Source organism: Sphingobium sp. TomTYG75, assembly GCF_054771635.1.
The window spans coordinates 45,182-59,033 of the sequence record NZ_BSRE01000001.1 but is presented as its reverse complement, the minus strand read 5'-3'; the positions used below and the strand labels follow the sequence as shown (position 1 = coordinate 59,033).

At 61.5% G+C, this 13,852-nt stretch carries 13 protein-coding genes and 1 tRNA gene; 8 read left to right on the top strand and 6 right to left on the bottom strand.

Annotation, left to right across the window (positions count from 1 at the left end; genetic code table 11):
• Positions 1 to 18: 18 nt before the first annotated feature.
• Both ACYU81_RS00260 and ACYU81_RS00255 read right to left on the bottom strand, forming a co-directional pair.
• Positions 19 to 1,191 carry an acetyl-CoA C-acetyltransferase gene (locus ACYU81_RS00260; RefSeq protein WP_460985847.1) on the bottom strand — a complete coding sequence of 391 codons (1,173 nt, stop codon included), beginning with the start codon at positions 1,189 to 1,191 and terminating at the stop codon, positions 19 to 21.
• Between the two features lie 45 nt (positions 1,192 to 1,236).
• Positions 1,237 to 2,325, bottom strand: a complete 1,089-nt coding sequence (locus ACYU81_RS00255; RefSeq protein WP_460985846.1) for an alpha/beta fold hydrolase — start codon at positions 2,323 to 2,325, stop codon at positions 1,237 to 1,239.
• Between ACYU81_RS00255 and phaR the strand changes: the two genes are divergently transcribed.
• Positions 2,324 to 2,923: a polyhydroxyalkanoate synthesis repressor PhaR gene (gene phaR, locus ACYU81_RS00250; protein WP_460985845.1), complete on the top strand. Its 600-nt coding sequence runs from the start codon at positions 2,324 to 2,326 to the stop codon at positions 2,921 to 2,923. The two genes, ACYU81_RS00255 and phaR, sit on opposite strands and share 2 nt — an antisense overlap.
• Before the next feature lie 81 nt (positions 2,924 to 3,004).
• Entirely contained in the window at positions 3,005 to 4,531 is a 1,527-nt protein-coding gene (proS, locus tag ACYU81_RS00245) for a proline--tRNA ligase (protein ID WP_460985844.1), read from the top strand.
• Between the two features lie 133 nt (positions 4,532 to 4,664).
• On the opposite strand, the gene hslU is transcribed toward proS, so the two are convergent.
• Entirely contained in the window at positions 4,665 to 5,966 is a 1,302-nt protein-coding gene (gene hslU, locus ACYU81_RS00240) for an ATP-dependent protease ATPase subunit HslU (RefSeq protein WP_460985843.1), read from the bottom strand.
• A gap of 132 nt (positions 5,967 to 6,098) precedes the next feature.
• Complete coding sequence (gene hslV, locus ACYU81_RS00235) at positions 6,099 to 6,641, bottom strand: ATP-dependent protease subunit HslV (RefSeq protein ID WP_449474625.1); 543 nt, start codon at positions 6,639 to 6,641, stop codon at positions 6,099 to 6,101.
• A gap of 199 nt (positions 6,642 to 6,840) precedes the next feature.
• On the opposite strand from hslV, the gene ACYU81_RS00230 reads away from it, so the two are divergent.
• Positions 6,841 to 7,029, top strand: a complete 189-nt coding sequence (locus tag ACYU81_RS00230) for a hypothetical protein (RefSeq protein WP_449472385.1) — start codon at positions 6,841 to 6,843, stop codon at positions 7,027 to 7,029.
• A gap of 28 nt (positions 7,030 to 7,057) precedes the next feature.
• Here the strand turns inward: ACYU81_RS00230 and ACYU81_RS00225 are convergent, their stop codons facing one another.
• Entirely contained in the window at positions 7,058 to 7,183 is a 126-nt protein-coding gene (locus ACYU81_RS00225) for an entericidin A/B family lipoprotein (protein WP_097091531.1), read from the bottom strand.
• Positions 7,184 to 7,320: 137 nt separating this feature from the next.
• Between ACYU81_RS00225 and ACYU81_RS00220 the strand changes: the two genes are divergently transcribed.
• The 5 genes from ACYU81_RS00220 (at position 7,321) to ACYU81_RS00200 (ending at position 12,331) form a co-directional block, all read left to right on the top strand.
• A tRNA-Val gene (locus ACYU81_RS00220) sits at positions 7,321 to 7,395 on the top strand.
• Positions 7,396 to 7,510: 115 nt separating this feature from the next.
• Entirely contained in the window at positions 7,511 to 9,745 is a 2,235-nt protein-coding gene (locus tag ACYU81_RS00215) for a S9 family peptidase (protein ID WP_460985842.1), read from the top strand.
• A gap of 97 nt (positions 9,746 to 9,842) precedes the next feature.
• Positions 9,843 to 10,868, top strand: coding sequence for an aspartate-semialdehyde dehydrogenase (locus tag ACYU81_RS00210; RefSeq protein WP_460985841.1), 1,026 nt, complete (start codon positions 9,843 to 9,845; stop codon positions 10,866 to 10,868).
• Between the two features lie 9 nt (positions 10,869 to 10,877).
• The gene (locus ACYU81_RS00205; RefSeq protein ID WP_460985840.1) at positions 10,878 to 11,573 is read left to right on the top strand and encodes a DUF2238 domain-containing protein; all 696 of its coding nucleotides are present in this window, start codon (positions 10,878 to 10,880) and stop codon (positions 11,571 to 11,573) included.
• Positions 11,570 to 12,331, top strand: coding sequence for an alpha/beta fold hydrolase (locus tag ACYU81_RS00200; RefSeq protein WP_460985839.1), 762 nt, complete (start codon positions 11,570 to 11,572; stop codon positions 12,329 to 12,331). The genes ACYU81_RS00205 and ACYU81_RS00200 overlap by 4 nt, the downstream gene beginning before the upstream one ends.
• Positions 12,332 to 12,344: 13 nt before the next feature.
• Here the strand turns inward: ACYU81_RS00200 and ACYU81_RS00195 are convergent, their stop codons facing one another.
• A complete protein-coding gene (locus ACYU81_RS00195; protein ID WP_460985838.1) occupies positions 12,345 to 13,799 on the bottom strand; it encodes an AMP nucleosidase in 1,455 nt (484 codons plus the stop codon).
• Positions 13,800 to 13,852 lie beyond the last annotated feature (53 nt).

Below are 13,852 nucleotides of genomic sequence, written 5' to 3'. Positions count from 1 at the left end.
CGGCGGCCCAATTACCCATTATCTTTCGATGCACATGGCGACGCCCATGCCACCCCCGATGCAGAGGGTTGCAAGGCCCTTCTTCGCATCGCGCTTCTGCATTTCGTAAAGCAGCGTGGTCAGCACGCGCGCGCCCGATGCTCCAATCGGATGGCCGATGGCGATCGCGCCGCCGTTCACATTGACCTTTTCCGGGTCCCATCCCAGTTCCTGACCTACCGCCAGCGCCTGGGCCGCGAAAGCCTCGTTCGCTTCGATCAGGTCGAGGTCGGCCAGCGACCAACCCGCCTTGGCCAGCGCGTTGCGCGACGCGGGGGCGGGGCCGATGCCCATGATGGAAGGGTCCACCCCACAGGTAGCAAAGCCTGCGATGCGCCCAAGTACGGCAGCGCTCCGCTGGGCGGCATCGGCTGCGGTCATGAGAACGAGTGCGGCAGCACCGTCATTGATGCCACTGGCATTGCCTGCGGTTACGCTGCCGTCCTTCTTGAACGCCGGGCGCAGGCCCTGCATTGCTTCCAGGGTCGCGCCAGCGCGAATATATTCGTCGGCATCGACGATGGTATCGCCCTTGCGGCCCTTTACGGTCACCGGGACGATCTCGTCCCTGAACCGGCCCGAAGCTCGCGCGGCTTCCGCCTTGTTCTGGCTTGCCACGGCGAACGCATCCTGCGCTTCGCGGCTGATCTGATACCGTTCCGCCAGATTTTCGGCGGTGACGCCCATATGATAGTTGTTGAACGCATCGGTCAGGCCATCATGCGTCATCGTGTCGATGAACGAGACCGGACCCATCTTCGCGCCGCCACGCAGATATTGCGCATGGGGGGCGAGCGACATGCTTTCCTGCCCGCCTGCGATCATGATGCGCGCATCGCCCGCCTTGATCGCCTGCGCCGCGAGCGCGACGGCGCGGAGGCCCGATCCGCACAGCTGGTTAATGCCGATGGCGGTGCGTTCCACAGGTATTCCGGCGTTAACGGCGGCCTGACGCGCGGGGTTCTGCCCCTGCGCCGCACTCAGGACTTGGCCCAATATGACCTCGTCGACTTCCTCAGCGGTTACCCCGGCCTGATTGAGCGCCGCGATGATGGCGGTGCGTCCCAACTCGTGCGCAGGCGTGGACCCGAATGCGCCCATGAAACTGCCGACGGCGGTACGCTTTGCAGCGGTGATGACGATGTCTGACAAAGTCCTGTCCTCAATGAAGGGTTTCAGTTCGCAGTTGCAATATCATCAACCTCCATGGGTTGAAAGCCATAGAGACAGCGGGTCCCAGAGCAGGTGACGGGCGTTGCTTCCGACGATCATCCCGACATGGCCGAGTTGCAGTGTAAAACCCTCGGCCAGTTCCGGTGCGGCGCTGGCCGGGACGATCCGGTCGGTGGCGGATCGGACGGAGAATGTCGGGCAGCGAAGGCTTTCAGGATCGACCGTCTTGCCATCGACTCGCCATTGCCGGTGGCCAGTGATATTTCGTCCGTAGAAGTTCTCGAACAGCTCCTGGCCTGCTGCGAAGGTTAGGGGTGATCCGCCGTTCGCCCAATCCTCCACGGCCAGGAAAGCGCGCTCCGCTTCAGAGCCTAGCTCCATTCCCGCGAATGCCGCGTATTTCCGGATGGTGCGGGCCGGGTCCATCGCCCAGAAGCCCGATTGCAACACTTCCATCGGCACATAACCGAGCTGCTCACTGGTAGCCTTCGCGCCGCGCCAGAGCGACGCGATAAGGTTGCGATCGGCATCGGGAAAGCCATCAAATTGCCACGGCGCCGCGATGGTGGCGACGGCCTTCATCTCGGCAACCGCCGCCGCTCCCAGCGCAAGGCTGCCCCCCAGACAATAGCCCACGAGGATGGGCTGCTGGGGGAGCGATTCCAGCAGAGTAAGAAGGCGCTTCGTCACATGATGCTCAAGGTCAAGGTGCGCGTCCTCGGCACGGGGGCTGCCCCAATCGACCAGATAGGCGTCATGTCCTGCTGCGGCCATGTGGCGCAGCATGGATCGCCCTTCCGACAGGTCAAGAACCTGTGGCGGGTTGATTAGCGAAGGGATGAAGACCACGGGCGCACGGCCATTTTCCGTGCCGTATCGCAGCAATCTGGCGCTTCCGGCCGCAGCAAAGACGGCGGGCGCCGGTGGCAGAGATGGGCGGGTGGCGCCCTGATATTTACGCAGACCTTGGAAAGCTGCCCGTCGCAGATCGGGGTCATGTTCCGTTTCCCGCCATAAAATGTCGAGAAAGAGGGGCAACGGCCTAGGGCCATGTTGCGGTGCGGCAACACCTTGTGCTAATGCGGAATGTACAGGTGTGGGAGAGGAATCCATGGCCAAAACCAAGACCGCCAATGAATCAGAGCCGGTCATTATCAAGAAATATGCGAACAGGCGTCTCTATAACACGGAAACGTCCAGTTACATCACTCTTGATCTGCTGTCGCAAATGACTCGTGAGGGGCGCGAGTTCGTGGTGGTGGATGCCAAGACCGGGGAGGACATAACACATAATGTCCTCACGCAAATCATCATGGAGGAAGAGCAGCGGGGCAAGAACATGCTGCCCGTCAACTTCCTACGGCAGCTGATCGCCATGTATGGCGATTCCATGCAGTCGATGGTGCCGCAATATCTGGAAGAGTCGATGAATGCCTTCCGCAAGAACCAGATGCAGTTCCAGGAAGCGATGAAGGGTGCCTTTGGCGGTGGCCCGCTGGCGGAGATCGCCAAGCGCAACATGCAGATGTTAGAAGCCGCGGCGAATGCCTTCGGCAACGTGCCGGGAATGCCTACCATGCCGGGAATGCCGGGAATGCCGGGCGCATCGGCGCCTGCGCAGCCTGCCTCCGAAAGCAGCAAGGACGACGAGATCGCGAATTTGAAGGCGCAGCTTTCCGCCCTCAATGCCAAGATCGACAAGCTGGGCTGAGCCCGCGCGTTCGGGGTCGACGGGACGGCGCGCTTCGCCTATGGCGCGCCATCCTTTAAGTCGAAGAACAAGGCCGGACCCGTGAAGCACGCCCTTTCCGTTACCCGCGAACAGGATTTCGCCGCCTGGTATCAGGCCGTCGTCAGCGAAGCCGACATGGCCGAGGAAAGCGGCGTTCGTGGTTGTATGGTCATCCGGCCATGGGGCTACGGTATCTGGGAACGGATGCAGAAGTTACTGGACGATCGGATCAAGGCGACCGGCCACGAAAATTGTTATTTCCCCCTTTTCATCCCGCTTTCCTACTTCGAAAAAGAAGCGGAGCATGTGGACGGCTTTGCCAAGGAAATGGCGGTCGTCACGCATCACCGCCTGATCCAGAAAGACGGCAAGTTGGTGCCCGACCCCGAGGCGAAGCTGGAAGAACCGCTGGTGGTTCGTCCGACTTCCGAAACGGTGATCGGCGCGGCTTTCTCGCGCTGGGTACAGAGCTGGCGCGACCTGCCGGTGTTGATCAACCAATGGGCCAATGTCGTCCGCTGGGAAATGCGCACGCGCATGTTCCTGCGCACCGCCGAGTTCCTCTGGCAGGAAGGGCATACGGCGCACGCCACCGTCGATGAGGCGATGGAAGAGACGATGAAGATGCTGGAAGTCTATCGCAGCTTCGCCGAAGAGTGCGTTGCGCTGCCGGTGGTCGCTGGCGAGAAGCCGGAGAATGAACGGTTTCCCGGCGCTGTCGCGACCTATTCCATCGAAGCGATGATGCAGGACGGCAAGGCGCTTCAGGCGGGCACGTCGCATTTCCTCGGCACGACTTTTTCGCGGGCGCAGAACATCAAGTTCCAGAATGCCGAAGGGCAACAGGAGCTGGCGCAGACGACCAGTTGGGGCATGTCGACCCGCATGATCGGCGGCCTGATCATGGTGCATGGCGACGATGACGGCCTGCGCGTGCCGCCTCGCCTTGCGCCCTATCAGATCGTGGTCGTGCCGATGCTGCGCGATAATGACGAGGATGGCGCGATCCTGGATTATTGCGCCGATCTGGTCGCCGAGTTGAACAAGCAGGACGTATTCCGTGAGCCCGTCCGCGCGCTTCTGGATAAGCGACCCGCCAAAGCAGCGAACAAGCGCTGGGGCTGGGTGAAGAAGGGCGCGCCGATCGTGATCGAGGTGGGCGGCCGAGACGTTGCGGGCGGGAACGTATCGGTTCTGCGCCGCGATCGCCTCTATCGGGAAGACGGGAAGCTCGACAGCCAGATCGTCGCAAAGGGCGATTTTCTGGGCGCTGCGACCGGCATGCTGGAGGAGATTCAGCAGGCTCTGTTCGCCGATGCGCAGGCCCGGCTGCATGGGAACATCGACAAGTCGATCACGTCGCTGGATGCGCTGAAAGGCTATTTCGCTGCGAGCAAGAAGCAGGGTTGGGCGCTGGTGCAATGGTCAAAGCCCACGGGTCCGGCGCTCGACAAGGTGATCGAGTGGCTGAAGGGCGAGAAGCTGACGCTGCGCAACGTGCCGCTGGATGCGGACGCTGCTGATGGTGCGTGCATCTTCACCGGCGAGAAGGCGGTGGAGCGGGTGCTGGTAGGACGCAGCTACTGATGAATTTCCCCTCCCGCAGGCGGGAGGGGATCAAGGGGTGGGGCCTCCGAAGGAGGCTCGCTACGCTCGCGCCCACCCCCGGCCCTTCAAACGAGTCACGTGCCTCGTTTGAACGCTTGCGGGAGGGGAGTAGTTACAGCACATATTTGCTGAGGTCGGTGTTGCGCGCCACCTCGCTCAGTTGCTTCTCGACATAGGCTGCATCGACCACCAGCGTCTCGCCCTGACGATCCTCCGCCTCGAAGCTCACATCTTCCAGCAGCTTTTCCATGACCGTCTGGAGGCGGCGGGCGCCGATATTCTCGATTTCGCCATTCACCTCGGCGGCGATCTTCGCCACCGCGCGAATGCCGTCGGGCGTGAGGTCGATCGTGACGCCTTCGGTCGCCAACAATGCGCGATATTGCGCAACCAGGCTCGCCTTGGTGTCGGACAGGATCGAAACGAAATCATCCTCTGTTAGCGCCTTCAGTTCGACACGGATCGGCAGGCGGCCCTGAAGCTCCGGCAGCAGGTCGCTGGGCTTCGCGACGTGGAAAGCACCCGATGCGATGAACAGGATGTGATCAGTCTTTAGCGGGCCATATTTGGTCGAGACCGTCGTACCCTCGATCAACGGCAACAGGTCGCGCTGCACGCCTTCGCGGCTGACGGAACCGCCGCGCACATCGCTGACGGCGATCTTGTCGATCTCATCGAGGAAGACGATGCCATTCTGCTCGGCGCTCGCGATGGCGACACGGGCGACATCGTCCTGGTCCAGCCGCTTGTCCTGCTCTTCTTCGACCAGCTTGTCCCAAGCCTCGGCTACGCGTAGCTTGCGCCGCTTCTTCTGGGTTTGGCCGAATGCCTTTGACATCATGTCGGACAGGTTGATCATGCCGATCTGGCCGCCCATGCCGGGGATTTCCATCGGCATGGAGGGGCTGTCGGCGACTTCCACCTCAACCTCGACATCATTCATCTGGTCGTTTTCGATCCGCTGGCGGAAGGAGAGGCGGGTCGCCTCGCTCGCTTCCTTGCCGGTGAGGGCATCGAGCAGACGGTTCATCGCCGCCTCGGAAGCAGCTTCACGCACCGCTTCGCGGCGGCGGTCCTTCTCCAGGCGCACCGCTTCCTCGACCAGATCGCGCACGATCTGCTCCACATCGCGGCCGACATAGCCGACTTCGGTAAACTTCGTCGCCTCGACCTTCACGAACGGCGCGTCTGCGAGCTTGGCAAGGCGGCGGCTGATCTCGGTCTTGCCGCAGCCGGTGGGGCCGATCATCAGGATATTCTTCGGCGTAACCTCATCGCGCAGATCGGGCGAGAGGCGCTGCCGACGCCAGCGGTTGCGCAGCGCCACGGCAACGGCGCGCTTGGCATCGGCCTGACCGACGATGTGCGCATCGAGCGCGGAAACAATGGCCTTGGGTGTCAGATTGTCGTTCATCTTCTTCTCACTCCCCTCCCGCAAGCGGGAGGGGCCGGGGGTGGGGGCGATTGCGAAAGCAATCGACTTCAACTTTTAGGGATAGGGAAAATGCCCACCCCAACCCCTCCCGCTTGCGGGAGGGGCTTTACATCAACTCACGCTCGCCAGCTCTTCGATCACAAGCTGATCGTTGGTATAGACACAGATGTCCGCCGCCACCGCCATCGCCTTACGCGCAAGCGTCTCTGCATCTTCCTCATACTCAACGAGCGCGCGGGCTGCTGCGAGCGCGAAATTGCCACCTGATCCGATAGCCGCCACGCCGCCGACCGGCTCCAGCACGTCGCCATTGCCCGTCAGGATCAGCGTCACTTCCTTGTCGGCAACGATCATCATCGCTTCCAGATTGCGGAGATATTTGTCGGTGCGCCAGTCCTTGGCCAACTCCACGGCGGCGCGCATCAACTGCCCATTGTGCCGTTCCAGCTTCGCTTCAAGTCGTTCGAACAGGGTGAAAGCGTCAGCCGTCGCTCCAGCGAAACCGCCGATGACGGAACCATCATGCAAGCGCCGAACCTTCCGAGCATTGGGCTTCATCACCGTCTGGCCCATGGAAACCTGGCCGTCACCGGCCACGATCACCTTCCCATTTTTTCGTACGGACATGATGGTGGTGCCGTGCCAGACGGGCATGGCGGAGGAGCGTTGGTCGTTCATGGCGCGGCATATGGGTGCGAATGGGCTACCGCGCAAGCATAGTAGCGGAGGGCGTCGGATCGTGTCATTTTCTGGACGGATTTATGACAATCCATTCAGGAACCGATCCCGGTCAATTGACTTTGTGCAGAGCAGCAAAGATCATGTCCGGACGGTGAATGGGAGGAAATTTCACATGTCTCTGAAAGCCAGAGCGCGAGAGAAGGTCGAGCGGGCAGGGATTTCCAACTATACCTTCGACCATGACGTCCTTGTGATGTGCGGGGTCCGCTACACCATCGCGGCATGCAACTGCGGCCAGCCGGATTGCGACGGCGTGAAGCTGGAAAGAAGCGCGGCCATGACTAACCGCGTCCTCCAATAATCGGTGTGAAGGAAGGGCTGACCAATCTTTACATCGCCCTCTCACCGGCCCGACCGACCGATTCAATGTCCCGGCCAACGCCCTTGACCGTGTTGCAGGCCGCCAAGCTGGTGAGAAGAAGCCCAGTGATCATGAGGGCAATGGTCTGACGCATCGATAGTCACTCCCTTTATCGTTCCCGCCACTAAACTTTCACGCCTAAAAGGCAATGAGTGCAATTTGCAACTCCCCGTCCAAGCTCGTCTTGACAGGAGCCGTGGCCGATGCCAATGGCCGCATCCTCCTTTCAGGGGGCGCGTAGCTCAGCGGTAGAGCACACCCTTCACACGGGTGGGGTCACAGGTTCAATCCCTGTCGCGCCCACCATGATCTCCTCCGGTCATGGTGAGAAAGATTATGTCCCTACATTGATCTTTTCGTCCGCTCCGCGTTAACTCGCGGTGATACATCCGGCTGTCTTGGCCGAGGCGAAAGGATAAGGATGTCCTCATTGCTGAAGGGCAGCGCAGCCGCTCTGGCACTGCTGGCAAGTGCTGCCATCCCGGTTTGCGCACAACAGCAACTGACGCTGGAGCGCATCTTCGCCAATCCCGATCTGTCGGGGCCTCAGCCGCGCGCGCTCAAACTTTCGCCGAATGGCACGCTTGTCACGCTGCTCAAGCCCCGCGCGGACGAGAAAGAACGGCTGGACCTTTGGGCGATCGACAGCGCGACCGGAGCGGAGCGCATGCTCGTGGATTCAAGGAAGATCGGCAGCGGCGCCGAACTTTCCGAAGCGGAAAAAATGCAGCGCGAACGGGATCGGTCGGTTGCGGGCAGCACCGGGATCGCCAGCTATGACTGGGCTCCCAATGGCAAGAGCATCCTCGTCCCGGTGGATGGCGATCTTTACCTTGCATCGCTCGATGGCCAGGTGTCGCGCCTGACCAACACTCCGAGCAGCGAACTGAATGGCGTGGTCAGTCCCAAGGGTGGCTTTGTCTCCTACGTGCGCGACGGCAACCTCTACGTGCAGCCGATCGGCGGGCGGGAGCGGCAAGTGACGCAGGGGGCGAGTGAGACGGTCAGTTGGGGCGTGGCCGAGTTCGTGGCGCAGGAGGAAATGGGCCGGCGCACCGGCTACTGGTGGTCGCCCGACGACCAGTTGATCGCGGTTGCTCGCGTGGATGAAGGACCGGTCGGTATCGTCACCCGCACGGCGATCGGCGGCGAGGGCACGAAGGTCTATCAGCAACGCTACCCCGCTGCGGGGACTGCCAACGCGCTGGTCGATCTCTATGTGATGCGCCCGGATGGCAGTGGGCAAATGAAAGTCGACCTTGGCGATGACAGCGACATCTATCTGGCGCGGGTCGATTGGTCGAAGGACGGGCGGACGCTCTACGTCCAACGCCAGACCCGTGATCAGAAGCGGCTCGATCTGCTGGCGGTCGATCCTGCGACGGGCAAGTCCAGGATCGTCCTGACCGAAAGAGCGAAAAGCTGGGTCAACCTCAGCAATAACTTCAAGTCGTTGAAGGACGGCAGCTTCCTGTGGTGGTCGGAGAAGACGGGGCACGGCCATCTCTACCATGTTCGCGGCGGCAAGTGGGTCGCGCTGACCAGCGGTGCATGGGAAGTGCGGGACGTGGTCGCGGTGGATGAGCGGCAGGGCGCCGTCTATTTCACCGGCAATCGCGAAACGCCTTTGGAGCAGCAGCTTTACGTAGGCGCCCTCTCGGGCAAGGGGCCGTTGCGGCAGTTGACCAGCAATGGCTGGTGGAATGATGCGGTGATGGACAGCGGCGCAACGCATCTGGTGATCTCTCGCAGCAACACGGACCAGCCCAAGCAGGTCTATCTGGCCGATGGCAGCGGCAAGCGGCTTCGGTGGCTGTCGGAAAATGCCATGACCGGGGATCACCCCTACGCCCCTTACCTCGCCAGCCATGCCAAGACGCGCTTTGGCACGATCAAGGCGGCGGACGGATCAACGCTCTATACACGGATCATGACCCCGCCACTGGAGCCGGGAAAGCAATACCCCGTCTTCATGCTGCATTATGGCGGGCCGGGAGCGGGAAGGGTCGTCACCAATCAATGGGGATCGCCCGTCTATCAATATCTGGTTGATCGCGGCTGGATTGTCTTTGCAATCGATAACAGGGGCACGCCGGATCGCGGCAAGGCGTTCGAGGATCAATTATATCGTGCAATGGGCACGGTAGAGGTCGACGACCAGCTAAAGGGCGTCGAGTGGTTGAAATCTCAGCCCTATGTCGATCCGCAGCGGATCGCGACCTATGGTTGGTCCTATGGCGGCTATATGTCGGTCAAGCTGCTGGAAAAGGCGCCAGGCCTGTTCTCTGCCGCTATCGCGGGCGCTCCCGTAACTCGCTGGGAGCTTTACGACACGCATTATACGGAGCGGTATCTGGGCAAGCCACAGGATCGCCCAAGCGCCTATCCGGCGTCCGGCGCCATCGACGATGCCGTCAAGATCAAGGACCCGATGCTGCTGATCCACGGCATGTCCGATGACAATGTCGTGTTCGACAACGCCACCGCCTTGATGGCGCGGATGCAGGCAGAAGCCGTGCCGTTCGAGATGATGGTCTATCCCGGCCAGACGCACCGCGTGGGCGGCCCCGGCATCAGCATCCACCTGTGGCGCACGATCGAGGATTTCCTCCGCCGCAACGGAACCGCGCGCGAGGAGCCGCCGCCGGGTAAATAAAGGCTATCGGCCCGCAAAGCCGCTTCATGCTGGACAATTGCAGGGACAACGCTATGGCGCCCACTCCGCATTTTTGCATGGAGTGGAGTCTTTAGTCATGGGTTACAAGGTCGTCGTCGTTGGTGCCACGGGCAATGTGGGCCGCGAAATGCTGACCATTCTCGCCGAGCGCGAGTTCCCGATTGACGAGATCGCGGCGGTCGCATCGTCCCGGTCGCATGGCACCGAAGTTGATTTCGGTGACACCGGCAAGACTCTTAAAGTCAAGAATATCGAGCATTTCGACTTCACGGGCTGGGACATCGCCCTGTTCGCCGCAGGCTCTGGCCCGACGGCTGAATATGCGCCCAAGGCGGCTGCGGCTGGCTGCGTGGTGATCGACAATTCGTCGCTTTACCGCATGGACCCGGACGTGCCGTTGATCGTGCCCGAGGTGAACCCGGACGCGATCGATGGCTATAAGAAGAAGAACATCATCGCGAACCCGAACTGCTCGACCGCGCAGATGGTCGTGGCCTTGAAGCCCCTGCACGACGCCGCGAAGATCAAGCGCGTCGTCGTCGCTACCTACCAGTCCGTTTCCGGTGCTGGCAAAGAGGGCATGGACGAGCTGTTCGAACAGTCGCGCAATATCTTCGTGGGCGACCCGGCCGAGGCGAAGAAGTTCACCAAGCAGATCGCCTTCAACGTGATCCCGCACATCGACGTCTTCCTGGACGATGGTTCGACCAAGGAAGAATGGAAGATGGTCGCGGAAACCAAAAAGATCCTCGATCCCAAGGTGAAGGTGACGGCGACCTGCGTGCGCGTTCCCGTGTTCGTCGGTCACTCCGAAGCGCTGAACATTGAGTTCGAGAACGAGATTTCGGCTGAGCAGGCGCAGAACATCCTGCGTGAAGCGCCGGGCATCATGCTCGTCGATAAACGTGAGGATGGCGGATACGTCACCCCCGTCGAGTGCGTGGGTGATTATGCCACCTTCGTCAGCCGCGTCCGCGAGGATTCGACCATCGAAAATGGTCTGTCGCTCTGGTGCGTCAGCGACAATCTGCGCAAGGGCGCGGCGCTTAACGCCGTGCAGATCGCTGAGCTGCTGGGCCGCCGCCACCTGAAGAAGGGCTGAGGCCAACTGATGACGTCCGGCGCTGTCGCTGTTTGGAAAAGCCTTCCGATAGCGCAGCGCCAGATGATCCTGCTGCTGATCGGCGCCATCGCCGCCGCACAGATCAATCAGCCATTTCCCGAACTCGCGCCGTTACAGCATGGGCCGACAATCGCGCTCGCCTTGGCTGCGCCATGGCTTCTGCGGCGCTGGCCTCTAAGCAATGGCGCAGTGGCCTGCATCACCCTGTTCCTGCTCCTGCATACATTGGGCGGGCGCTACATCTATTCTTATGTGCCCTATGACGATTGGGCGCGTTCGATGACAGGCCATGACCTTTCGAGCACCTTCGGGTGGCGGCGCAATGGCTATGACCGGCTCGTCCATTTCGCCTTTGGCCTGCTTCTGACGCACCCACTGGCGCAGATCGCGCGGCGACGGGGTGGCATGGGATTGGGCTGGAGCCTGGCCTTCGGCTTCGTCACGATCGGCTTCATCAGCGCCTTTTATGAATCCTTCGAATGGCTGCTGACGCTGATGGCGGAAGGAGAAACCGCCGACTGGTATAATGGCCAGCAAGGCGATGTCTGGGACCCGCAGAAGGACATGGCCGCCGCTCAGGTCGGTGCACTAATCGCCCTGCTGATCCTTGGCCTACGCCGCCATCGACAAGGCGGCGCCAAGGCCATATCGAGCAGCGCCGACACAGTGAGGGAGTTATCATGACCGACCTTGAGCTAGAGAAAGTGGAAGTCGAGGGGCTCGGCGGTCTACCCATTGCGGTCCATATCGCGGGGGAGGGGCGTGACCTCGTCCTCATTCATGGCTATTTCTCCAACGCCTGGACCAATTGGATCCGTTACGGCCATGCCGCGCGGCTTGTGGAGGCTGGCTTCCGGCTGATCATGCCGGACCTGCGCGGACATGGCGAAAGCGGCAAACCGCATAACCCCGCCGCCTATCCGCCGGATGCCCTGACCGACGACAATCTGGCCGTCATTGATCAGCTTGGCCTGACCGATTACGACTTGGGCGGCTATTCGCTAGGTGCGCGGACGACGGTGCGGATGCTGGCGCGCGGCGCGACCCCGCGCCGGGTGATCCTGGCTGGCATGGGACTACGCGGCCTCGTCAATACGCTCGACAAGGGCGGCTATTATCGTAACGTCCTCACCAACCTCGGCACGTTCGAGCGCGGCACGTCGGAATGGATGACGGAAGCCTTCCTGAAAACGACGAAGGGCGATCCAGTCGCGCTACTGCATATCCTGAACACCTTCGTGGACACGTCCGCCGAAACGATCGCGACCTTCACGCAGCCGACCGAAGTCATCTGCGGCGTCGACGATCAGGATAATGGGATTGCGCAGGAGCTTGTCGATACTCTGCCCAATGGCCGCTATGTCGAGATACCCGGCAATCACATGGCCGCGGTCACGAAAAAGGAACTGGGCGAGGCCATGGTGGAGTTCCTGACCAGCTGACCCCGCCAATCGATCACCGGAATGGCGGCTCGTTGAACGCCCGCAACTTGCGGCTGTGTAGCTTAGGGCCTTCCTGCCGCAGCAGTTCGCACGTCATCAGGCCGATCCGCAGATGCCCGGCAATCGCTTCCTCATAAAAGCGGTTCGCCTGCCCCGGCAGCTTCAGTTCGCCATGGATCGGCTTGTCGGACACGCAGAGCAATGTTCCGTAGGGGACGCGGAAACGATAGCCCTGTGCCGCGATCGTCGCGGACTCCATGTCGATCCCGACCGCGCGCGACAGGCTGAACCGCAGCGCTGAACTGGAATAGCGTAGCTCCCAATTGCGATCGTCGGTCGTCACCACGGTCCCAGTGCGCAGCCTGCGCTTGAAATCTTCCTCGCTACTACCGCCGAGCACCGCTTCGGCGGATTTGGCGAGGGCGACCTGAACCTCTGCAATGGCTGGCACCGGAATTTCCGGGGGCAGCATATCATCCAGCACCTTGTCGTCGCGCAGATAGGCATGGGCGAGCACATAGTCGCCGATCCGCTGGCTGGGCCGCAGGCCACCGCAATGGCCGATCATCAACCAGGCTTCCGGTCGCAGCACCGCCAGATGATCGCAGATGGTCTTCGCATTGGCAGGACCGACGCCGATATTGACCAGCGTGATGCCACTGCGATTGGGCGCGATCAGGTGATAGGCGGGCATCTGATGTTTGCGCCATGCGCTGTCCGCGATCATGCGCGCTGGATCGGCCGTCTCCCGCGTCACATAGACGCCGCCTGCGCCGGACAAGGCGGTGTAGGGCGTGCCATCCTTTTGCAGTTCCGCGCAGGCCCAGGCCACGAACTCATCGACATAGCGATGATAGTTGGTGAAGAGGATGTATCGCTGAATATGCTCGGCTGGCGTCCCCGTATAATGTTTCAGACGGGCCAGCGAGAAATCGGTGCGCAACCCGTCGAACAGAGCCAGCGGCCGTTGCCCATCTGCATCCGGCATGAACAGGCCATCGGCGATCTCGTCCCCGATCTCCGCCAACTCGGTTGCGGGGAAATGACGCGCCAGTTCGGTCGGAGGGGTGCCGTCAAGAGCGCTGATGTCCAGCCCATCCAGCACATAGGGAAAGGGGATCTGCTGATCGCTGACCGCTGTTTCGACCTCCACTCCATAATCCCGGACGAGCAAATCAATCTGCTCGGCCAGATAATCGCCGAACATCTCCGGTCGGGTGACCGTGGTTGTATAAAGGCCGGGCTTGGACAGGCGGGCGAAGGATCGCCCCGGCGGCGGGGCATCGGTTTCGGCATGGTGGGTGATGCGCAGTTCGGGATAACAGAAGCGGCGATCGGACTTTGCCTCTGGCGGAGGCACGCTGCCATCGCGGGCATAGGCCTGCATGGCCTCGCGCAGATTTCCGATAGAGGTCTGGTAGATCCGGTCCAGTTGCGCGACCGCCGCGCTGCCGATGCTTTTCGTCATCGAACCTTGCTACCGCAGATATGTGACGGAAGGAAGGCCGGTGGCCGCGCGAT

What these genes read in the sequence shown, in the direction of transcription:
- phaR (WP_460985845.1), top strand. Translation starts at nt 2,324, where the DNA reads ATGGCCAAAACCAAGACCGCCAATGAATCAGAGCCGGTCATTATCAAG.
- ACYU81_RS00255 (WP_460985846.1), bottom strand. Translation starts at nt 2,325, where the DNA reads ATGGATTCCTCTCCCACACCTGTACATTCCGCATTAGCACAAGGTGTT.
- hslU (WP_460985843.1), bottom strand. Translation starts at nt 5,966, where the DNA reads ATGAACGACAATCTGACACCCAAGGCCATTGTTTCCGCGCTCGATGCG.
- hslV (WP_449474625.1), bottom strand. Translation starts at nt 6,641, where the DNA reads ATGCCCGTCTGGCACGGCACCACCATCATGTCCGTACGAAAAAATGGG.
- ACYU81_RS00230 (WP_449472385.1), top strand. Translation starts at nt 6,841, where the DNA reads ATGTCTCTGAAAGCCAGAGCGCGAGAGAAGGTCGAGCGGGCAGGGATT.
- ACYU81_RS00225 (WP_097091531.1), bottom strand. Translation starts at nt 7,183, where the DNA reads ATGCGTCAGACCATTGCCCTCATGATCACTGGGCTTCTTCTCACCAGC.
- ACYU81_RS00215 (WP_460985842.1), top strand. Translation starts at nt 7,511, where the DNA reads ATGTCCTCATTGCTGAAGGGCAGCGCAGCCGCTCTGGCACTGCTGGCA.
- ACYU81_RS00210 (WP_460985841.1), top strand. Translation starts at nt 9,843, where the DNA reads ATGGGTTACAAGGTCGTCGTCGTTGGTGCCACGGGCAATGTGGGCCGC.
- ACYU81_RS00205 (WP_460985840.1), top strand. Translation starts at nt 10,878, where the DNA reads ATGACGTCCGGCGCTGTCGCTGTTTGGAAAAGCCTTCCGATAGCGCAG.
- ACYU81_RS00200 (WP_460985839.1), top strand. Translation starts at nt 11,570, where the DNA reads ATGACCGACCTTGAGCTAGAGAAAGTGGAAGTCGAGGGGCTCGGCGGT.
- ACYU81_RS00195 (WP_460985838.1), bottom strand. Translation starts at nt 13,799, where the DNA reads ATGACGAAAAGCATCGGCAGCGCGGCGGTCGCGCAACTGGACCGGATC.